Genomic DNA, 22,474 nt, shown 5'->3' with positions numbered 1-22,474 from the left:
TGACATCTACATCTCTTTTGAGTCGGCTCCGCTTTTCTTTATAAGTCACTGCTATGCAGAATACAACATGACCACTACTTGCTTTTTCTTTTTGTTTTAAACCTTGCATGTGGCAGAAAAGGGCCCTGACCGCTCCTATGCACGGCCAGATGCTCTCGCCCTCCCATAAAAAAGAAAGGGGTTTTATGTCGGTTTTTTTAACTTATATACATATATTTTAACATGTAACAACTTTTGTTTTATCATTTACAAATAGGGAGAGTAACATCGATCGTTGTTCCTTTATTCACTTCACTTTCAATCCATATCTTGCCTTGATGCATTTCAATAATTTTGTAACAAATCATTAATCCTAATCCAATACCTTCTTCTTTAATGCTATAAAAAGGTTCTCCAAGGTATGGTATACGTTCTTGAGGGATCCCGCATCCTTGATCCATAAATCGAATATTTATTTGATTATCATCAGCTCTATCAACTTGAATTGAAATTTCTCCTCCCGTTGGCATCGATTCAATGGCATTTTTTAAGATATTAATGAATACTTGTTTTAATTGATTCCCTTCACAGTCTATCATTGGAATATTAGACATAACTTCTGCCCTAATTTGTATATTATTCATGAGTGCTTGGGGTTCTAATAGCATGACAACTTGATTCATTAACATACTTATATCATTAGGCTGAATTTTAACTGCCTGAGGTTTGGCAATTGCCATAAATTCATTCGTAATGCTTTCAATTCGATCAATTTCTGATGATACGATATTTATATAGTGATGATTACTTTCATTTTCCACTGTTTTTAATAATTGCATAAATCCTTTCATGGCAGTTAAAGGATTTTTAATTTCATGGGCGATTGCTGCAGCTAATTGACCTACAACCGCAAGCTTTTCTGATTTTCTTAATAATTCTTCCGTCTTGATCCGTTCGGTAATATCTCGAGAAATACTTAAGAAAACTTCTTTTCCATTCAACTTGAATACGCGAATACTAATCTCTGTCGTTATTTTCTTTCCTGTAGGAAAAACATATTCATCTTGCAAAGTAAAAGAATCTTCTCCTTCTTTAATTTTTTCCATCAGTCTTCTTAAAAGGGGAGTATCCGTAGAAGCAAGATCGAAAAATGGCAAATTAAGCATTTCATCTCTACTTAGATTAAACCTTTCACACCCAATCGTGTTTACTTCAATGAATCGAGTAGGAATTCGATTTCTATCCAATTCTACGACGTATATCGCATCCGCTGCCTGTTCAAATAGAGCACGATATTTCAATTCACTTTCTTGCAATTGTTGATATAATTGCTGTCGTTCTTTTTCTGCTTGTTTTCTTTCAGAAATGTCCCTACATATTGCAGAGAGAGCCATTACATTCCCTCTTACATCTAGAACAGGTGAAATCGTCATGCTTATATCGATTAAATCTCCATTTTTTCGTTGTCTAATGGTCTCTAATCGAGTAATGGCAGATTTCCCAGACAGAATATTTTGAATGATTTCCATCGATTCATCCATTAAGAAATCGGGTACACAAGGAATTTTCTTACCGATTACTTCTTGTACTGACCAATCAAATATTGTTTCATAAGCTTTATTCGCTTGTAAAATATGTCCTTCTCGATCAGTGATAACGATCGCATCTACGTTGTTATCTACAAATGACTCTAGTAATTCTTTAGTCGTTTTTAATTCATCTTCCACTTTTTTTCTCTCTGTAATATCAATTGCAGAACCAACAACTTCAATCACTTTTCCATTTCGCTTAAAGGGCCTAAGAGCGATTAGCGCAATGGTTTCATCATCTGGCCAAGGAATTTCAAAGATAACTTCATTCCCTTCCCACGCCTGTACATAATACTTCAGTAATTGAGGAACGAGATGGGAAGGGATAATGGAAGGATCTATCATACGTAAACTTTTTCCTACCACTTGTTCAGAATAAAATCCATTTTGATAATAAAATTGTCCATCACACATCGTATGTATAAAGTGCGTATCTACTTTAATAAATTTAAAAATCCCTCCTTGCAGTTCATGAACAGTATCTTTCAGCTCTTGCTTCGATCTTTCTAATTTTTGATTCATTTTAAATAAATCTTGTGTTAAGGAATATAATTTTTGATAAGCTTCCATCAGAAAAAGTCCGCTTAATAAACCTACACTTGTAAAAAATAAGCTTTGCATGTAAAGAATGTTAGATACTACAGTCGGAATGAAGAGTTCACCTACCAATCGAATCATAGCCACATAACAAATCAGATAAAGAAAGCTAGCTTTAAACGGATGCAAGTTTTTGAAATATGTTTTAAAAATAGTAAATATAATACCTACTCCTAATAAGGCAACGACATATGCTCCACAATATCCATCCATATAAATAACGCGCATTATAAAAATACTAAGTAACGTAATCCAACCGGCAGTACGACCAAAGTAAACAAATGACAAAATGAGAGGAACAGCTCGAAGATCATAGTAAAACCCCATGTATTTAAAAGAGAAGGCCATCAAAATAACAGCAATGATTGCCCCATATACTTTTTCAATGAACTGGTTGGATTTAATTACAAACACTTGGATGAATATAGTTGAACTAACTAGGAAAGCAAAAATAAAAAGGTTAATAAAAAAGTCTTTGATAAACATATAGTGCTCCTCCTTATATCAAACAAATTCGACAAAAAAGGAGGAAATCCTACAAGAATTATTATGGAAATAGAGGGACAGTCCGTTTCTTGTTGCAACTTAATATATTGTTATAAAGTAAATGATATAAATCTACTCTTAGAATTTAAGACCTTATTAAAAGGAAAACATTACCTTAAAATAACTTGTTTTCCAATTGTGTTTTTTATATGATGGATACAGCATGTTAAATAACATGATAGAGTCATAGAAAGAAATGTACTAGATAAATCCATTTTGATTTTTCAATATATTAGTTGTTGGTATGCAAAACAAAATATGACATGCTCTCGTCCACCTAAAAAGAGGGAGATATCGACTTTTTAATTTGGGTTTATATAGATTATGAAGTAGAGGTGAAAGAATGCAACCATTAGAAAATGAAATTAATCCAAAGATGGTAAGAGTATGGAAAATTAGCTCGCTCATCACATCTGGAATCGGTCTTATTATTACAATAGCTTATTTTATATTTATGATGAAATTCGATTGGACAGGCTGGATATTTGGTGCACTTGTGATAGGGCTTCTTGCGTATGCACCGCTCGGTTATCTCGTGTTTCCAAGCTTACGTCAGCGCTATTATAGCTATGAGTTAAACGAAGAGGAAATGGAAATTCAAAAAGGAATGTTTACTGTAGAGCGGGTACTTGTCCCGATGATTCGTATTCAGCATATTACAATTGAACAAGGGCCAATTATGCGCAAGTTTGATTTAGCTGAATTGAAAATTTCCACAGCCGCAACAGCACATAGTCTTCCTGGATTGACAATGCGCGAAGCTGAGAGGCTAAAGCGCCAAATTGCAGAACTGGCAAAGGTGAGTGATGAGGATGTATAAGCGGCAGCATCCGATTACGATCTTGTTTGAAATTAAATTGAGAGACCTTGCACCGATTGCGATATTTTTGATTAGCGCTAAGGGCAAGTTTCCGTTTTGGTATTTAGTTCCGATTGGATTTTTTGCTTTAGCAGTTATTTCTACCTTTGTTTCTTGGTATTACAAAACATATTGGGTTGAAAATAATATATTACATATTAAACAAGGGATGTTTACAAAAAAAGAAAGCTACTTAAATAAAGATCGTGTGCAAACCATTAATACGAGCTCAAATATTTTATATCAAATATTAGGTCTCACAAAGCTAAAGATTGAAACAGCTGGCGGGGCTGACGAAGCAGAAGTACAGTTAGTAGGGATTACTCGAGAAGAAGCAGCAAGCTTAATTGCCATGTTAAATACAAATAGCGATGTGAAGGATGCGCCTGAATTAGAGGTTACTACGATTGAAAAGAAAGAACATAACACAGTCGCATACACATTAACGTGGAAAGAAATTTTGCTAGCAAGTATTACGTCTGGGAAATTTGGCCTTTTATTTTCAATTCTTTTCATTTTAGCAGATAAAATTCGGGAAATTATGCCGAATGATATTGTGAAGAAAATCGAGCATTATGTCGAAACATATGTATCAGAAAGTGATATAGCTGGCTGGGTATATATGCTTGTCGCTTTATTTCTATTATCGTGGATTGTTTCAACGATTCAATATGCGTTGCAACATGCAAATTTTACCATTTCACGTAAAGGAAATGAAATTCGCATTTCGCAAGGTTTACTAGAAAGAAAAGAGCTTGTCTTGAAAACGCATCGTATTCACGGTATTAAAATAAAAGAAGGTATTCTTCGCAAGCCTTTTGGATATTGTTCTGTTCATGTAGAAGCCATTCAAAAATTTGAAGAAGGACAAACAGACGTAACAATACATCCGCTTATGAAAAAGAAAAAAGTGCTAGAGATGCTGCAATATTTACAAATGCCGTATGATATAAAAAATGATATGACAGGATTACCGAAAACGGCAATGAGACGTCACATGTTAGATAATTTTGTGTTCGCTTGTATTGTAGCAGTACCAATTATTGGTGCAAGTATTTACTTTCACAAACACTTTCTATTCGCACTGCTATTACCACTTTTCATAGTGTCCATATGGCTTGGTTATGCACAGTACAAAGCAGGCGGATATCGTATTGATGATGATCAGCTAACAATGTCATATCGCAGAATCGCAAAACATACGGTTTTTGTGAAAAGAAGACATATTCAATCTTTAAAGAAAAGCCAATCATACTTCCAGAAAAAAGATGCACTTTGCACATATCATTTCCACAATGCCTCGGCTGGTCATACGTTAGAACATGTACGTATGGAAGATGCGGAGAAGATGCAGGATTGGTATAAGAAGAGTAATAAAAAAATCACCCTCATGTAAGGGTGGTTTTTTTTATGTGTAAATTCGGTAAAATTATGGTGTAAAATTCCAAATAAAAGAGGTATGCCTGTGGAATATGTATTAGAAACATCATATCTTACAAAAATGTATGATTCAAAAACAGTAGTTGATCATATATCCTTGCATTTAAAAAAAGGTGAAATTTCATTACAGATTTACCTTTTACATTTGAATTATTCGTTAAACAACTTAAATTAGTAGCATTAATGGCAATCATGCATTTTTGTTTAATACCAATAGCTTCTTTTGGCGCAATCAAGTGGAAAAGTTTTCTTTATGTAGTAACATTGATGTGCCTTGTTTTATTTTTTAATATTATGTTAGTAAATTCGCCTGGAAATTTTTTATATCCTTGGATTGTACCACTTATATTTAGTCCTCACCAAGGCATGGGAAGAACGTTTATTAGCTATCCGCTCGGAACATTTATTCTATGTTTTATCTTTATAGTAGGATTATTTTTATCAATCTATGAATATAGAAAAATTAGATAATAGAATGTGGGCAATGGTAGAGGGAAAAAGAGGCCTATTCTTATAAGAGTAGGATTTTTTCAATATTGAACAGAATGTTAGTGAAATCGATAACGCAACAAACTACAAAGTGAAATGGAGTCAAAATAAAAGATTAGGATATGGAGTAAAATCTGGTGTCAAAAAGGTAATGAATTCATTCAAAGGTGATGTAGGATACATAATGGCTAGTTTAGCAAAGTGCAAATTTAAAATATAAAAAAGGAAAAATATTGCCTAGAGTACAAAGTAAAGCAAATGCTAGGCAATCTCAAAAAGCGAGTATTCAGTTGGTAGGAATGGCTAAAGCAAAGAAAAAAGAATAAAAGCATTTAAAAATTCTACACAAGCAAAGCTCATGCGGGCTTCTAACGCTATAGGAAGACGTCGATAAAGTTAAGAAGGGGAGTTAAGAGTGTTGGTAGGGATTTTAGAATTTGTTGTAATTTTGATTTTAAATATGTTACTAACGTTTATTGTCATCTCGCAAGATTATTATTTAGTTTCCATAAAATCAACTTATGAGAAGACAATCATTGCAGTTACCTCTATTTTTATACGTTTATTGTTGAGTACATGGATAGTCTATTCTACGACAGCTACACTACTGGGTACATTACAGGCCGTAGTGATTCAATCAATCATATTACTTTTTCTTTGGATACTTTCAAAGTATGTCCAAAAGTATAAGGAAAGTTGGTTTATTACAATAATTTCTTTTATCGCCTATGGTATTGGATTCTACTTTTATATTATGTTTGCTAAGGAACTATTATAGTTTAATGGTTTGTCTATTTAAGCTACAATAGTGCAACTATATGAAAGTGAAAAATCGTGTGTAGACATTATAAAAGGATTTGACTCTTTTAGTATCAAAGTATTGTTTGAAAATATCAATAATTGTATTGTTCCGCAAAAGTTAGACACAACATCTAACTTTGAAGTTGGAATTTATTTATGGCAGAATAGGAAGTGAGGGTAATATTGGAAAGTATGGGGATTTTATGGGGGGGAGGTGATTAAATGATAGATAGCGATGAAACAATAATTTGGATATATGGGATTATAATAGGAGTTATTTGTAGTGGAGGTTTCATACTAACAATAGTTAAACATAAAACATATATATTATTTTTATTTTTTATTCCTTTTATAATTCTATATTTGCTATACTTCACATCATTATCTTTTATCCCCATATTATTTCGTTTGTTGATATTTGGAGGATCATTTATCTTAGTTTACATTGTAGTATACTGGTTTGAAACACGTTAAGTATATAGAAAAATTACTAAAATAAAGAAATTTGAAACGATAATAAATCAAAGTGGTAGCGAGAACATATAGGACAATTTCTTAAAGTGTGCTACGGAAAGGTATTGCAGCAGAGAACCATAATAGTCAAATAGCAAAGGCATTTATAGAAAGGAATCGATACCCATAAATCTAGCTGCTACATTTTCTTTTTTCAACAAAATGATTAAGGTTTTTCTTTTATCATGTAATTCCTATACATTGTCAATGATGTTATAATTTGTATATAGATACATCATACACATATATTTGTAATATTCTGTAATTTTTTTATCAATCTACATAACAATAAATCTGGAAACTTACACCATGAATTGTGTTAATATTTAGATAATATTTCTTGGAAAAGGGTGATTTAATTGAACACAGGTGTTGTTGCAAAGAGTCATATCACAAATTTACTTAATGATTGGTATCGAGAAATGCGTGTGCAGCATGTGCTGGAAGCAGGTCAGTTAAAGAAAGAAATTGATAGTAAAATTGATAGGATTGAGGAAGAGCAAGAAATCCTCATGTATTATTCATTATTAGATTTTAGATATAAAATGTTGATCGGCAACTTTGATAAAGATTTAGATGAATATGACTCTATCTCTGAGCAAACAAACGACTTTTTGAAATATTATTATCATTTTTTTAAATTCATTTACGCTATGGAAGTTGGAAACTACAGCGACGCTAAAAAACATTATGAACTAGCGGAGAAATTGCTCGCTGCAGTCCCTGATGAAGCGGAAAAAGCTGAGTTTAATTACCGAGTGGCTTTATTTCACTATTACCTTTCTCAGCCGCTCCGGGCTATTCATTACGCTACAAAGGCTCAGGAGTTTTTCTCTAAAAATAAAGGTTATGAAGTTAAAACTGGAGCTTGTAAAAATACTTTAGGGATGTCTTGTATTTCATTAGGGCAATTTGAACTGGCAGAAGAATACTTAATCTCAGCACTCAATACTTTTACAAAAACCGATGAGCGTGCATCGATTTTAAAAGTACGTCATAACTTAGGTCTACTATATGCCGATCAAGATCTTTCAGAGTCAGCAATTCGACACCTTACAGAAGTTTTCAAAGAAGACCAGCATATAAAAACTAATTATTTATTAGCAAGAGAGCATTTCCGCCTGGGCCATCATGAAGAAGCAAGCCAATATATATCCAAAGGGCTTACATCTTGCGATAAAGAATATTATTACCACTTTTCGATATTAAATGGCTTAAACGAAAATGAACCTGTTGAAAAACTAGATCACCTAGTAGCCGAAGCGATTTCATATTTCAAACATCAAGAATTATGGAAAGATGTACAATTTTATGCCGAAGAATTAGCAGTAAAATGGTATAATGTGGGTAATGAAGGTGAAGTGAGCAAGTATTTTTATATTGGTTATGAAGCGAAAAAAATATTGAAAAAGAGGGGATCGTTAAAATGAAAAAAATTAAATTGTGCATACTTAGTTTGATGACTGTAACTGTCTTATCTTTTGGCTTAAATGGATTGAATTTAAAAGAGAACGCGTCATCGGATACACAACGTGCTATTGATGTTCAGTATGAACACGGCAGAGGTATTTAATAAAAAGAGAGCCTGCTTCAAAACGGGCTCTCTTTTTATTTCTTGGCGTATAGGATAACTTTCGTTAAATACAATTTCTTTCTGTGTTAGCCATATTAAATTGAGTATGCTTGCAAGCCTATTTAACCCATCAGGGTTTATTTGGTATGCGCACTTTTAAAACATCTGCAAAATGTAAGCAAACAATAAAAATTGTTGGATTTACAAAAAGTCGTTTAAAATATGAGTGAGTTGTATAAAAATGGAATTATATACTATGAAAATAGTGTTTTTTTTCCAATTAAGATACAATAATAACAATAACTTTTATAAGTTAAGGGTGGGAGAAAAAATGCATCAACTAATCTTTAAAAAATTTGAAGTAACAGACTTTAACGACTATTTTCAATTAGTGTCCAATGAACAAGTTATGGCACAAATTACAGAACGAGCGATTCCATTAGAAGAGGCTCAAGTAAACTATCAAAAGTTATTAGAGCGTAATGAAAAATATGAGCTATATGGCTCATATAAAGTTTATAATCGTGTGACGGATGAATTTATTGGACTTGGACATGTAACATTAAATGAGCATAAAATCGAAGAAGCTGAAATTGGCTATATGATATTACCTAAATATTGGGGTAAAGGATATGGTGGTATAATTGCAAAACAATTAATTGAATTAGCTAAGCAAACAAATTTGAACATATTGAAAGCAATTATTGATCCAGAAAATATCCCTTCTAGAAAAATTCTAATAAAGCAAGGATTTACATCAGAGAAAATTTGTGAAATCGAAGGGTTACCTGGAGAAATTTTAAGTAGGTTTATATAGAGGGAAAAGTAGAATATATACCGCCATATTAAACAGCTTTAAAGGGTAAATATATAAATCCAAATTAAAAGCCTGACATAAACCCCTCTTCTTTTTAGATGGTCGAGAGCGTCTGGCCATGCGTAGAAGCGGTTAAGGCCCTTTTCTGCCACGTGAGAAGTTCAAACAAAGAGAAAGAAAGTAGCAGATTATTTTTTGTTCAGCATAGCAGCGACTTGTGTGTTAGAAAGTCAAGTTGGATTTATATATATGTTCGGAAAGATATGAAGATTAATTGAATATTGAATTGTGTACACAATTAATGTGAGTGATTATAGCTAGAAAATTTTGATATCATTGAGTTTTTATAATTTGTTCACAAATATAAAACAATGTAACATGCAATATTGCATATTACATTGTTTTATGGGAATAACGTGCTATTCTGTTGGATGGATTATATAAACGGAGGAAATGTGATGAACAAGAAATCAAAATTTACCCAAATGATGCTCGGTATTAGTACAGTGGCCTTATCATTTGGAAGTATTCAAACACAAGTATCAGCGGAAGAAAACACACCTTATAATGTGTTACAAAAGAAACCAATTGGGATAGAAACTTCAACGGATGAAATTGCACATTCTACAAAAGCAGACGAAACATTGTCTTATGAAGAACGTTTAAAAGTGAACGATTTTTCACAACGTCCAGCTCCGATCGTGAAACGAGCAGCGGCAAAACAATTTCAGCAAAAGTATTCTGTGGCAGAGCTGAATAGAATGAGTGATGCCGAATTAATTGATACATTGGCAAATGTTAGTTGGGATCAAATCGCAGATTTATCTCAATTTAATGAAGAAACAAAAGCGTTTTATCAAAATAAAGAGCGAATACAAGTTATTATTGATGAATTAGGTCGCCGTGGAAGAACATTTACAAAAGATGATACAAAAGGGATTGAAACGTTTGTTGAAGTATTATATTGCGGCTTTTATTTAGGCTTTAATAATAAAGAATTAAACTATTTAAATGAGCGAAGCTTCCAGGATAAATGTTTACCGGCATTAAAAGAAATTGGAAGAAATCCGAATTTTAAACTTGGTACAGATAAACAGGATAAAGTGGTATCTGCATATGGTAAATTAATTAGAAATGCTTCTTGTGATGCTGAAACAGTTCAATATGCAGGGAATATATTAAAACAGTATAACGATAATATTTCTACATATGTAAGTGACAGGAATAAAGGAGATGCCTTGTATAATCTTATACAAGGGATTGATGATGATATACAGTCTTACGTGAATGGTACAAGGAAAAAAGCGGATGAAACAATATGGTATGGGAAAATTGATGGTTTCATAAATGAAATCAGTCGACTGGCTCTTCTAAGAAATGTAACAACAGAAAATAGCTGGTTAATTAATAATGGTGTGTATTATACTGGTCGTTTCGGGAATTTCCATAGTAATCCAAATAAACCTTTAGAAGTACTTACACAAGCAATGCGTATGTACCCGCGTTTTAGTGAAGCTTATTTTAATGCGGTAGAGCAAATTTCAACAAACTATGGTGGAAAAGATTATAACGGAAATACAGTAGATTTAAAGAAAATCCGTGAAGAAGGTCAAAAGCAGTACTTACCAAAAACGTATACATTTGATGACGGTGCTATTGTCTTTAAAACAGGAGATAAAGTAACAGAAGAAAAGGTTAAGAGACTATATTGGGCTGCTAAAGAAGTAAAAGCGCAATATCATCGTGTAATTGGAAACGATGCAGCGTTAGAATCAGGGAAAGCTGATGATGTACTGACAATCGTAATTTATAATAATCCAGATGAATATAAACGAAATAGCCAACTATATGGATATGAAACAAATAATGGTGGGATTTACATTGAAAGCGTCGGAACGTTCTTCACATTTGAACGTACACCGGAGCAGAGTAGATATTCTTTAGAAGAATTGTTCCGTCATGAGTTTACACACTATTTACAGGCAAGATACGAAGTTCCAGGAGCATGGGGACAAGGAGAATTATATCGAAATGAACGCATGACTTGGTTTGATGAAGGAAATGCAGAATTTTTTGCGGGATCTACTCGTACGAATAACGTTGTTCCGCGCAAAAGTGTAATTAGCGGATTATCATCTGATCCTGCGAAGCGTTATACAGCAGAACGAACATTATTTTCGAAATATGGACAAGGACCAGATCAATGGGACTTTTATAATTATTCTTTTGCACTGCAGTCTTACTTATATACTCATCAATTTGAAACTTTCGATAAGATTCAAGATTTAATTCGTGCAAATGATGTGAAGGGTTATGATGCATGTCGTGAAGCTTTAAGTAAGGATCCAAATTTAAATAGAGGATACCAAGACTATATGAAGCAGTTAATTGATAATCAAGATACGTATAATACCCCGCAAGTATCAGATGATTATTTAGCTGAACATGCACCAAAGCCACTAGCTGATGTAAAGAAAGACATTACAGATGTAGCGAAGATAAAAGATGCAACAATTACAAAGCATAAGTCTCAATTCTTTGATACGTTTACATTAGAAGGAACATATACAGGCGGCGTAACAAAAGGAGAATCTGAGGATTGGAAAACGATGAGCAAGAAAATCAATCAATCTTTAGAACAGTTAGCGCAAAAAGACTGGAGCGGCTACAAAACAGTTACAGCGTATTTTGTCAATTATCGTGTGAATGCGAACAATCAATTTGAATACGATGTTGTATTCCATGGCGTTGCAACGGGAGAAGAAGAAAAACAGACGATTAAAGTAAATATGAATGGACCGTACAATGAGATATTAAATGAAAAAGTTCAGTTTCATAGTGATGGTACAGAAAGCACAGGTGGAAAAATTGTTTCGTATCTCTGGGATTTTGGCGATGGTACAACAAGTACAGAAGCAAATCCTACCCATGTATATGGAAAAGAAGGAACATATAATGCAAAGCTAACAGTGAAAGATAATAAAGGAAAAGTAGGCCGAGCACAAACAACGGTTACCGTAAAAAAAGATGAACCAGCAGGTCATGGATTTGACAATGCAAAGGCAATTCGTTTTAATAAACTTTTCAAAGGAAATATGGATATGCCTAATATGGCGTATATTTACACGTTCGATGTCACATCTCCAAAAGAAGTAGATATTTCTGTTATAGATGAACAAGGTATTGGAATAAACTGGAGTCTGCTTAACGGATCAGATCTAGCAAATCCTGTTGCTGATGGTCAAGCGGATGGAAATAATATAAAAGGGAAACTTGAATTGCAACCAGGGAAGTATTACTTAATTCTATCTTATGGAGAAGAAAACAGAACTGGAACATATTCATTATTAGTGAAATAAATCTATTCTAATGTAGATGTAAATTTAATTTTTTAGAAGGAGCCTGTCATGATAGGCTCCTTCTGTTATTTTTTAGAGAGTCTGCCTGGGAATTTTAAACCTCCCTTGAAATAGGGATTCAGCCGCATGCCAGTCAACTTCAAACAAATTTTCTCAACATGATTCGATATTTTCTCCTAACCTATTGAAAGGATTTTATAAAAAAATGGTCGAAATTTACGTAATTGTAAAATATTAAATGAAAATAGGGGGAAATATTATGAAAAAATTGATAGCGGGAACTTTAGCATTTGGGATGGTGATTGGAGCTGGTAGCAGTTTCGCTTTTGCAGAAGAAACGGATAACATTCCTGTAAATAAAGATGTAGCGGTGCAAACGAATTTGGAAGCTATGAATATTGAATCCTTTGAAATTCAGTCCATAACTGCTTCTCAATTTCAAAAGGTTTATGCGGAAATGAAGAAATATGAAGGAACACCATATCGATATGGTGGAAATAGCCCGAAAACTGGATTTGATTGTTCAGGATTAATGCAATGGGGGTATGGTACACAAGGAATTAAATTACCGCGTACTGCCCAGCAGCAATATGATGCTACTAAACGTATAAGTAAAAGCAATCTTCAACCAGGTGATTTAGTGTTTTTCAAAGGTACTTACAATTCAGGTACTTATATCACACATGTAGGTATGTACATTGGAAACAATACATTCTATAACGCTAGTAGTTCAAAAGGAGTAAGTGCAGCTAAACTAGATAATTCTTATTGGAGTAAACATATTGCCGGTTATGGAAGAATATAAGAATAGGAATAAGCACTTGAGAAATAGATCTCAGGTGCTTATTATATATCCATTTTAATTTTTCGACATCTTTGTCTAGCTCTGCCTCCTAGGCTCTCATGTCCAAGAACCTTCTGTGTGAAAGAACCTTAGCCAACGGGTCTAAACAGCCGGATCCGCTTTTCTTTATGATCCAGCTCCAGTGGCTAGAACAGTCGGTGGCTTCGCATCTTCCGCCGAGGCAAAAAGCGCTTCTATGCCAGAAGCTCCATCCCCCACCTATCTTCCTCGCTTCTCTCTAAATCTTGAGGTGGGGGTCCTACTGCCCGTTAATGTGGGATAAATACATATTTTTAAAGTATCTTCACTTTAAAAGGATCGGCAAATGTTTCAAAGTTTGTTCATTCTCTAATAGGCAGTTCTCGAGCTGAAAAGATGGTGAAAGTTTTATTTCTTTATGTTGTTTAATAAAGGTTGTTAGAGCGATTGTAGCTTCTAATCGCGCGAGCGGGGCACCTAAGCAAAAATGCGGCCCTTTTCCAAATGTCATATGCTTGTCATTACCTGGTCGATGAATATCAAAACAGCTAGCATTAGGGAACTGTTTCTCATCTAAGTTTGCGGCAGCGACCCACGTAACAATCATTTGTCCCTTTTTCATTTGTGGTCCAAATATATTTGTATCCTCCGTTATTGTACGTGCCAGTGTGACTGGAAAACGATAACGTAAAACTTCTTCAATTGCTTGTGGAATAACATCAGGATTTTCACGTAATTCTGCATACGTTCCTGGTTTATCAACTAAAAAACAATAGAAACTATTGATAATTAAATTGGTAGTTGTTTCATTACCAGCTGCTAGTAAGCCGAGTGAGAAATCTACAATCTCTTCATCTGTCAATCTCTCACCTTCATATTCAGCTCTTATTAAGTCTGAAAGAATGTCGTCTGTTAAGTGGCATCGTTTTTCTTGGACAATGGGAAGAAGATACGTTTTAAATTCTTTCATAGCAATTGCTTTTTGTTTATCTAAATCAGAAAATTTCTCTCGGCTATACGGCATGAATAAAATATCAGACCATCGTTTCACCTTTTTTAAATCTGTTGCCTCGACACCTAATAAATTAGAAATGACAGTTACAGGGAATGGGGCTGCTAAGTCTTCTACAATATCAATTTCATCACGATTTCTTAGCTTTTCTATCATTTCATTTGCGAGTGCTTGTATATGTGGTTTCCACTCAGTTAAACTGCGCGGTGTAAATGCTTTTGAAACGATAGAGCGAACATTGCGGTGTTCAGGAGGATCAGAAGAATTTAAATTCATTCTTGTTTCTCGCTGCGGAAATGAAAACTGTTGACGATCTCTTCTACTTGAAAATAAACGATAGTCAGATAAAACCCGGTTCACATCATCATACGAAAACACATTCCATACATCTTGATCTGCATCATAATAGACAGGATGATTCTCTCTCATATACTGATACCAAGAATATGGATTCCAAAGCTCATCTTTTGTTTTTAGTTTGGAAATTTCATGAACTAAAATTACACTTTCAGGTGACTTCATAGATATCTCCTCCTTTTTTCTACAAAATAAAAAATACTTAGCTGTTTCTAAGTTGTGTAGGCTAACATGTTTTATTCTAGCATAAGAGGAATAAATGTTTATTTTTGGAAGGTTGAGAAAAATATTTTAGTGCAATAGGGGCTTGAAAATTTTTGCTTGATTGTGTAGGGGAATTATGTCAAAGAGGATAATATAGTAGATATATTTTTAATTTAATCTATTATTAGAAGTACAAAAAAGCTAGCAAAATATGCTAGCTTTCTTATTATTTTGAAGTAAGTGCAACTAAAACATCTACTGGATAATCAACTGATTTTTTCACTTTATATTCTACTGCATTTCCTTTTCCCATCATGTTAGACATTTTATTGATCAGATCATCTGCAGTTCGATCAGACATCCATTTTTGTAATCCTGCTCCTGGAGCAACTGAATAGTTAGCTACTTGTTGATATAATGCAGTTCTATATTGATCGTATGCATAATCAGGTTTTGGATTGAAATCAAATGTTTTCGTAACTGTCTCTTCTGAATTTAATGTAATACCATAACCGAAGCTTGCAGTTAGTGATTGATTTACGGTTGCAATACCTTCCAATCCTACTTCCATTCCAATTGTATAAGATAATCCTACAGTTACATTGTGAGAAATACCACTTGTCACTGCTTTACTCCAATGATAACCAGAATTTTTATCTACTATATTTGAGTCAATTAATTTCCAATTTAAATCTTTTTTCAATTTAGTATCTGCTACTATTGGATTCGTTTTAGGAATCGCTATTGAATATAGAACATCTCCTTTATTCCCTGATGGTGCATAATTTTCGTCATCTTTAATCCAAGTACCATCAGGTTTTACATACTTATAACCTGAAAATTTGAATATACCACTCATGGATACCGGTCCTTGAGCAACAACATCTACATATACATAATCAATTAAAGCGCCATTATCTGTAGATACATGCCATTCACGAGGAAATTCTTCATAAGGACCTGTAGGAATATAAGGGAGCTGTGTACCATTTGCTGCAACCTGCGCTGCTGACATAGGTGCTTTTCCTTCTTGAGCACTAATTACCACTGGAAGATTTCCTACATTCGTAGTCGTATCTGCTGAAGAAAACCCTGGTGCTACAAATAAAGCTGTACTTAATACAAATGCTGCCGGAATAATTTTTGTAATTTTCTGTCTTTTCATCCTACACACCTCTTTGAATTTGATTTTAAATGATAAAATGTACATATTGCTCTAAGATTTATTTACCAAACTATAAGTGCAAAAGAACTGAAACTATGTTTCTATTTGGTTATCAAGAATAAATGTAGTTGATCAGTTGATAAGAAGGTAATTATTGGAAATAAAGCCTTTTGAGCTTAAAGTTTTAGAATGATATAATCAACGACAAACTATAATGATGAACCTGTTACTTTTAAACATTCACTTTCTTTTGTTTCTCATAGAAGGTAAATCTCTTATGCCCTTATTAAAACACTATGTTTTTGTTAAGTAAATCATAAAATTTTGCTCGGAATAATATATAATTTATATATTATTATTAATTGTTTTAAAAATAATTATCTTACTAAAATCCTATCTTTATAAAATATAACAACTTTCATTTTATATTTCTCTGAAAAATAGAATTATTATAATTGATTGTAAAAATTTAGTTGTACATAAAATGTTTTTAATATAACAAAATAATATTTCGCATACCGTTTTCCTATATTTGACTATGCAAAATTGCATAAATTAGAGGTGAAAATTCACATGAAATAAAGGTTTTTTGGAAGTTTATTATCAATGATAATTTTTAAAGAATTATTATTTATTGGATAATAAATACATATTTTATAAATAGTATTATTTAGATTATACAAATCCATTTTAATTTTTCGACATATAAATTACTGCTATGCAGAATACAACATGACCGCTACTATGCATGGCCAGATGCTCTCGCCCCCCTAAAAAGAAAGAGGGTTTATATGTCGATTTTTTAATTTTTATTTATATAATATAAGGGTTCAAAGAATATAAATATTCCATACTAAGCGAATTTGAGTAGGTTGAAGTTGATATGTATACTATTAAAAAATGAAAAGTCCCTTCAGAAATTTGAAGAGACTTTTCGTTTACGTAATCCTTGTTACTATAGGTTATTTAAGTTTTTCTAATTTTGAGATGGCTTGCTTTAATTCCTCACAAACTTCTTCATCATGTTCGTTCAATAGTTTGTTATGTAATAGAGGTAAAACGGATTTATCACCAATTTGACTTAATGCATAAACTGCATATCCGCATTTGAATATATACTCCTTATTTCATTGTTTGTCTTACGTTACATACGAGAATTGATATGTCTATCATACTCTGTTTCATTAATATAGCATGTTGTTATATTTTATATGATATGCAGGTTCATCGGACATAACTGCTCTTCATTCTTTTAAGCAGCCACTTTGGGGAACAATTTGATTGTCACAGGCCATTACCCGCAAAAAAATCCGAACTTTGTGTGATAAGCGCTAGAGACCCTGAATACCCCAATTAATAAAATATTTTTATTTCTTAACTTTAACACTTGAATAGGAGGTAGATTTTTTAAAATTAACTCTAAAACCTAGGGCTATTAAAGCTCCAATACAAGAAGATAAACATCCGAAAACCAAATACATTGACAAATCTGTTTCTCCAATTATCACAGATGCTATCCCACCAATTGCAGGGAATAAAGCGACCATGTAACCACTCTTTGTTCCTCCTATTTTTTCTACAAGTTTTAAATAAAATAACCAAGCCAAAAAAGAAGCAATAAAAGTTAAATACATTAGGGCTGATAAGTATGTAACGGTTGTAGGGAAAACAATTGTTTGTCCTTGCGCATATACAATTGAACCAATTAACAAACTACCTATAGTAAAACCAATAGCATTTGCATAGATTGGGTCTATCTTCTTACTAGCATTTCTGACAGAACAAGCGTCTCCTACTGCGGTAAGAACTGTACCTAAGAGAGCTATCAAAATTCCTTTCATAGTAGTTATTCCTTTGAAGTCACTTAATGTTGGATATATGAGAATACAAACACCTAAGATACCAAAAACTCCTCCAAGAAAAACTCTTGCATGTAGTTTTTCTTTAAGAAATATACGTAGTGCTATTGGAGTTAAAATAACTTTTAAAGAAAAGATTAGAGTTACGATAGCAGCAGAACACATGATAGTAGCATGATAGAGACATAGATAACTCAACGCAAAATTGCAAACGCCAAATAAAACGATGAACGGAATATCTTTTTTATTAGGTTTTCCATTAGGTTTCATAAACCATATAAGAACTAGAAATAAAATTGCAGTTAAAGCTAAACGGTATAATAATGATAGCTCTAAACTAACTGGTGTACCTTGAATTTTAACTGCAATAAAATTAAGTCCCCAAACAATTAAACAAAATAAGTACATGATTTTAATCAATGTAGCATCACTCCTGTTAAATAAGTACTGTATGAATCCGTATACTTAATATTAATTTTCGTTGTCATTTATAAAAGGTACAGTTTACAATAATTTCAAATGACAGTTGAGGTGTATGAAGTGAAAGAACTCGTTTTTAACATAGATCGGAGTAGTAATGTTCCAATGTATCAACAAGTTTATGTTTATATAAGGATACAGATATTAACAGGGAAGATTGCGCAGCATACTAAACTACCTTCTATTAGACAATTAGCAATGCTTTTGAATGTAAGTAGAAATACAACACAGGTGGCTTATGAACAACTTCTAGCAGAAGGTTATATACGAAGTGAAAGTAAGAAGGGCTATTTTGTGGAGGTAAATATGTCCGAACAATTATTTACATATGAGCCTACTACAGTAACGCATAAACAGAGACACAAAGTTATAAGTGAAACGATTGATTTTAAGATTGGAACGGTTGACAAGGAGAACTTTCCTATTGCAAAGTGGCGGAACTTAACGAATAAAGTTTTAATGGATCCTATTATGTATTCCTATGGGGACAAGCAAGGGGATATGTCGTTAAGGATGGCTATAGCAGATTACTTGTTTCAGTCGAGAGGTGTTAACGCTTCTAGTGAACAAATATTGATTGGCAGCAGTACACAACACTTGTTATTGATTTTGACACTGCTGTTAAAAGAGGAATTTCAGCAGATAGCTGTAGAAGATCCTGGTTACAATGGGGCAAGAAAGATTTTTTCCTTACAATCATTCTTAATTGAACCTATATCTGTTTCTGAAAATGGGGTTGATGTTAATCAACTTTGTAAAACAGACGCAAGATTGACATATGTTACACCAACACATCATTTTCCATTTGGATATACAATGCCTGTTAATGAAAGGTTAAAACTAATTCAATGGGCTGAGCAGGTTGAGGGATATATTATTGAGGATGATTACGATAGTGAATTTCGCTATATTCATCACCCTGTTCCTTCTTTACAGAGTCTAGATTCCAATGACAGGGTTGTGTATGTAAGCACATTTTCTAAGGCATTATTACCTTCAATCCGTGTAAGTTACATGGTCTTACCGAAACGATTACTTCCTAGGTATGAGAAAATTTCGTCTTTACTAGAACAAACAGCTTCTTCTTTTCATCAAAGAACACTGGCTCACTTTATTTCAGAGGGATATTGGTATGCACATTTGAGGAAAATGAAATCTCTTTATAAACGTAAAATGAAGGTGTTGTGCGAAGAGATAAAGAATCATTTTGATAACTATATAGAAATCAAAGGAGATTCCTCTGGTATTTATGTAGTTATTGAAGTCAAAACTCAAATGAGTGAGAAAGATTTGATAAATAAAGCATCTAACAATGGAATTATTGTTTATCCATGCTCTCAATATTTTATTAAAAACGCACCTAAATATCCGCATATCCAATTAGGTTTGGGAAATTTAAGTGAACATGAAATTAAGGAAGGTGTCTGTAAATTAGCAAAAATATGGCTTGAAAAAATGAAATCTAAATGAAGTAAATAAATTCAATCTCGTTGATTTTCTTTTCTATAGAATTTACTTTTTTCTTTTAGAAAAAATCACCTCTTAAGATAACGATATCTCTCGAGATGATTTTTATCAAACTTTATTCAAAAGCTACATTTAGCGTTTGAAAATCAAACTGAACAAATGTTTCTATAAAAGGAATAATAAAAAGGAGCCCTCTTCCAATATAAGAGAGCTCCTTTTTTATTATGCACCGACTGTAAACGTCGTCACAAAAGAAGGTCTTGCAAAAATACTCTTTTGTGGCTCGCCGCTTCCGCTTTTATCATTATAGCAAGAGTTGTAAAAAAATTTGAAGATTATACATAAAGGGTGTGTTTTTTCAAATAATAAACGTACCATCATTTGGAAAGAAGGATGCGTTATGAAGAATACAAAGATGGTCCTTATTGGTTTTGTTTCCATTTTTATATTTGCGATTGTTCTATATAAACTCATTTTATTTACTGGCAGTTATATGATGGATGAAAAGAGACTTGTATTTCATTCTTCATCAAAAATTGTGGATCAGCGCGGAAAAGAAATTACAAAGCTTTATTTGGAAAATCGGGAATTGGTACGTATTGAAGATATTCCCTCATTTGTACAACAAGCCTTTTTAGCTGTTGAAGATGCGCGCTTTTATGAGCATCATGGCATTGACTTTCCTTCTATTATAAGGGCACTTTATAAAGATGTTCTCGCTGGAGAGAAAGTAGAAGGCGGGAGTACGATTACACAGCAGCTTGTGAAAAATGTCTTTTTATCCCATGAAAAAACGCTGTTTCGCAAAATGAAGGAAGTTGCGATTGCGTTTCACTTGGAACAGAAGTATACGAAGCAGCAGCTTCTTGAGATGTATTTAAATCATATTTATTTTGGACACGGGGCATATGGCATTCAAGCAGCTGCTAAATTTTATTTTAATAAGGAAGTGCAGCAATTAACAGTTGAGGAAGGGACGATGCTGGCCGCTCTTCCGAAAGCGCCAAGTAATTACTCGCCATTTTTGCATCCTGAAAAAAGTAAAGAGCGCCGTGATTTAATTTTATCGTTAATGCATAAGCAAGGATATTTATCAGCAGAAGAAACGGTGGGATATCAAGGGAAAACAATTGCTCTTTATATGAATCAAAATGAGCAGGAGCTTGCGTATATGCCGTACATTGATATGGTAATTGATGAAGCGGCCCGCACTTATGGGTTATCACATCAAGAAGTGCTGCGCGGTGGATATACGTTTGTTGTGGCGATGGATGACAAGATGCAAAAGACAGCATATGAACAATTGCAAAATGTCCGTAATTTTCCGATGCAAGACGATCATATGCAAGGCGCCGCTCTTTTCATGGATAGTAAGACAGGCGGGATAAGAGCGGCAGTTGGAGGAAGGCATTATATTGCGCGTGGATTAAATCGAATTTACGCAAAGCGGCAGCCGGGCTCTGTATTAAAGCCGCTTCTTGTTTACGCACCAGCACTTGAAACGAAAAAATATACACCATATTCTTTATTAACAAATGAACGAGGTTCGTTTGATGGCTATGAACCGCGCAATTACAACGATCAGTATTCGAAAGAAGTAACGATGTATGATGCCCTGCTGCAATCGGCTAATGTTCCAGCTGTATCCCTGCTGCATGAAATTGGATTAGAAGAGGGGAAGCAATATTTGGAAAAAGGGAATGTTCACATTCCTGAACATGGTCTTAGTACTGCACTTGGCGGTTTACAAGAAGGAGTTTCCCCATTTGAACTTGTGAAAATGTATCGTGCGTTTGTAGCGGATGGAAAAATCGTTGAACCGCATGTAATTGAGAAAGTGTTAAATCGACACGGAGAAGTAATTGGGCAAGCAACCGATAAAGAAATTAAAGTTTTTTCTAAGCAAACCGCTTGGTATATGACAAGAATGCTTGAAGGTGTTGTAAAAGAAGGTACTGCACAAGATGGTGTATATAAAGGAGCGCTTGCTGGGAAAACAGGAACAACGTCGCTTCCAAATCAAGAAGACGGGGCAAGAGATATTTGGTTTGTTGGGTATACACCTCATATCGTTGGAGCGGTTTGGATGGGATATGATCGCACGGATGATAAACATTATGTGCGTGGAAGCAGTTCTTATCCAACAAAATTATTTAAAACAATTTTAGCAAAAACAAATGTAAAAGCTGATTATACATTTGCACAGCCGCACGGTGTTGAGAACATTGGAGAGCCGATTCGCTTAAGTAAAGTGGACGATTTAGAAGCGAAGTTGACGTTTACTCCGCTTGGTTTGTTTACCGCAAAATTAACATGGAATCAACTTTCTGATAAGAGAGTGCAATATCGAATTTATAAAATAGACAAAGGGAAAGCGACTCATATTGATACAGTAACCGGAAAAGGGGAGTATGAAGTAAAATTTATGAACGTTTTTAAGGTCCCTCGCTTTTACGTTGTGCCGTTTAATCCGCAAACAAATCGAGAAGGAGAAAAAACAAAACGGGTTAAACCGTAATTTCAGCTTGTGCTATAATGAGAATGT

13 protein-coding genes are annotated in these 22,474 nt (G+C 33.7%); 9 read left to right on the top strand and 4 right to left on the bottom strand.

Annotation, left to right across the window (positions count from 1 at the left end):
• Positions 1–242 precede the first annotated feature (242 nt).
• Positions 243–2,651 carry a PAS domain S-box protein gene (locus tag WAZ07_RS09655; RefSeq protein ID WP_336472254.1) on the bottom strand — a complete coding sequence of 803 codons (2,409 nt, stop codon included), beginning with the start codon at positions 2,649–2,651 and terminating at the stop codon, positions 243–245.
• A gap of 403 nt (positions 2,652–3,054) precedes the next feature.
• Here WAZ07_RS09655 and WAZ07_RS09650 point away from each other — a divergent pair, with 403 nt between their 5' ends.
• The 7 genes from WAZ07_RS09650 to WAZ07_RS09620 all read left to right on the top strand — a co-directional run bounded on the left by WAZ07_RS09650 (position 3,055) and on the right by WAZ07_RS09620 (position 13,367).
• On the top strand, positions 3,055–3,531 hold the full coding sequence (locus WAZ07_RS09650; RefSeq protein ID WP_336472253.1) for a PH domain-containing protein: 477 nt from the start codon (positions 3,055–3,057) through the stop codon (positions 3,529–3,531).
• A complete protein-coding gene (locus WAZ07_RS09645) occupies positions 3,524–4,966 on the top strand; it encodes a PH domain-containing protein (protein WP_336472252.1) in 1,443 nt (480 codons plus the stop codon). Before WAZ07_RS09650 ends, WAZ07_RS09645 begins: the two co-directional genes overlap by 8 nt.
• 2,206 nt (positions 4,967–7,172) lie before the next feature.
• Positions 7,173–8,243, top strand: a complete 1,071-nt coding sequence (locus WAZ07_RS09640; RefSeq protein ID WP_336472251.1) for a Rap family tetratricopeptide repeat protein — start codon at positions 7,173–7,175, stop codon at positions 8,241–8,243.
• Complete coding sequence (locus WAZ07_RS09635; RefSeq protein WP_139207661.1) at positions 8,240–8,386, top strand: Phr family secreted Rap phosphatase inhibitor; 147 nt, start codon at positions 8,240–8,242, stop codon at positions 8,384–8,386. The genes WAZ07_RS09640 and WAZ07_RS09635 overlap by 4 nt, the downstream gene beginning before the upstream one ends.
• Before the next feature lie 331 nt (positions 8,387–8,717).
• Complete coding sequence (locus WAZ07_RS09630; protein ID WP_336472250.1) at positions 8,718–9,203, top strand: GNAT family N-acetyltransferase; 486 nt, start codon at positions 8,718–8,720, stop codon at positions 9,201–9,203.
• Positions 9,204–9,661: 458 nt separating this feature from the next.
• Entirely contained in the window at positions 9,662–12,562 is a 2,901-nt protein-coding gene (gene colA / locus WAZ07_RS09625) for a collagenase ColA (RefSeq protein WP_336472249.1), read from the top strand.
• A 259-nt stretch (positions 12,563–12,821) separates the two neighbouring features.
• Positions 12,822–13,367: a C40 family peptidase gene (locus WAZ07_RS09620; protein ID WP_336472248.1), complete on the top strand. Its 546-nt coding sequence runs from the start codon at positions 12,822–12,824 to the stop codon at positions 13,365–13,367.
• 343 nt (positions 13,368–13,710) lie between these two features.
• On the opposite strand, the gene WAZ07_RS09615 is transcribed toward WAZ07_RS09620, so the two are convergent.
• The 3 genes from WAZ07_RS09615 to WAZ07_RS09605 form a co-directional block, all read right to left on the bottom strand.
• Positions 13,711–14,919: a cytochrome P450 gene (locus WAZ07_RS09615; protein ID WP_336472247.1), complete on the bottom strand. Its 1,209-nt coding sequence runs from the start codon at positions 14,917–14,919 to the stop codon at positions 13,711–13,713.
• Between the two features lie 265 nt (positions 14,920–15,184).
• Positions 15,185–16,123, bottom strand: a complete 939-nt coding sequence (locus tag WAZ07_RS09610; protein ID WP_336472246.1) for a hypothetical protein — start codon at positions 16,121–16,123, stop codon at positions 15,185–15,187.
• Positions 16,124–17,490: 1,367 nt separating this feature from the next.
• Positions 17,491–18,390: a DMT family transporter gene (locus tag WAZ07_RS09605; protein ID WP_396547198.1), complete on the bottom strand. Its 900-nt coding sequence runs from the start codon at positions 18,388–18,390 to the stop codon at positions 17,491–17,493.
• 132 nt (positions 18,391–18,522) lie between these two features.
• On the opposite strand from WAZ07_RS09605, the gene pdxR reads away from it, so the two are divergent.
• Positions 18,523–19,932: a MocR-like pyridoxine biosynthesis transcription factor PdxR gene (gene pdxR / locus WAZ07_RS09600; RefSeq protein ID WP_336472244.1), complete on the top strand. Its 1,410-nt coding sequence runs from the start codon at positions 18,523–18,525 to the stop codon at positions 19,930–19,932.
• 397 nt (positions 19,933–20,329) lie between these two features.
• Complete coding sequence (locus tag WAZ07_RS09595) at positions 20,330–22,447, top strand: transglycosylase domain-containing protein (RefSeq protein ID WP_336472243.1); 2,118 nt, start codon at positions 20,330–20,332, stop codon at positions 22,445–22,447.
• Positions 22,448–22,474 lie beyond the last annotated feature (27 nt).

It is taken from the genome of Bacillus bruguierae, from assembly GCF_037104725.1.
Lineage (GTDB): Bacteria > Bacillota > Bacilli > Bacillales > Bacillaceae_G > Bacillus_A > Bacillus_A bruguierae.
This window is presented reverse-complemented; position numbering and strand designations above follow the sequence as displayed.

Coding starts and splice junctions, on each gene's coding strand:
- WAZ07_RS09655 (WP_336472254.1), bottom strand. CDS start 2,651: ATGTTTATCAAAGACTTTTTTATTAACCTTTTTATTTTTGCTTTCCTA.
- WAZ07_RS09650 (WP_336472253.1), top strand. CDS start 3,055: ATGCAACCATTAGAAAATGAAATTAATCCAAAGATGGTAAGAGTATGG.
- WAZ07_RS09645 (WP_336472252.1), top strand. CDS start 3,524: ATGTATAAGCGGCAGCATCCGATTACGATCTTGTTTGAAATTAAATTG.
- WAZ07_RS09635 (WP_139207661.1), top strand. CDS start 8,240: ATGAAAAAAATTAAATTGTGCATACTTAGTTTGATGACTGTAACTGTC.
- WAZ07_RS09630 (WP_336472250.1), top strand. CDS start 8,718: ATGCATCAACTAATCTTTAAAAAATTTGAAGTAACAGACTTTAACGAC.
- colA (WP_336472249.1), top strand. CDS start 9,662: ATGAACAAGAAATCAAAATTTACCCAAATGATGCTCGGTATTAGTACA.
- WAZ07_RS09620 (WP_336472248.1), top strand. CDS start 12,822: ATGAAAAAATTGATAGCGGGAACTTTAGCATTTGGGATGGTGATTGGA.
- WAZ07_RS09615 (WP_336472247.1), bottom strand. CDS start 14,919: ATGAAGTCACCTGAAAGTGTAATTTTAGTTCATGAAATTTCCAAACTA.
- WAZ07_RS09610 (WP_336472246.1), bottom strand. CDS start 16,123: ATGAAAAGACAGAAAATTACAAAAATTATTCCGGCAGCATTTGTATTA.
- WAZ07_RS09605 (WP_396547198.1), bottom strand. CDS start 18,390: ATGTACTTATTTTGTTTAATTGTTTGGGGACTTAATTTTATTGCAGTT.
- WAZ07_RS09595 (WP_336472243.1), top strand. CDS start 20,330: ATGAAGAATACAAAGATGGTCCTTATTGGTTTTGTTTCCATTTTTATA.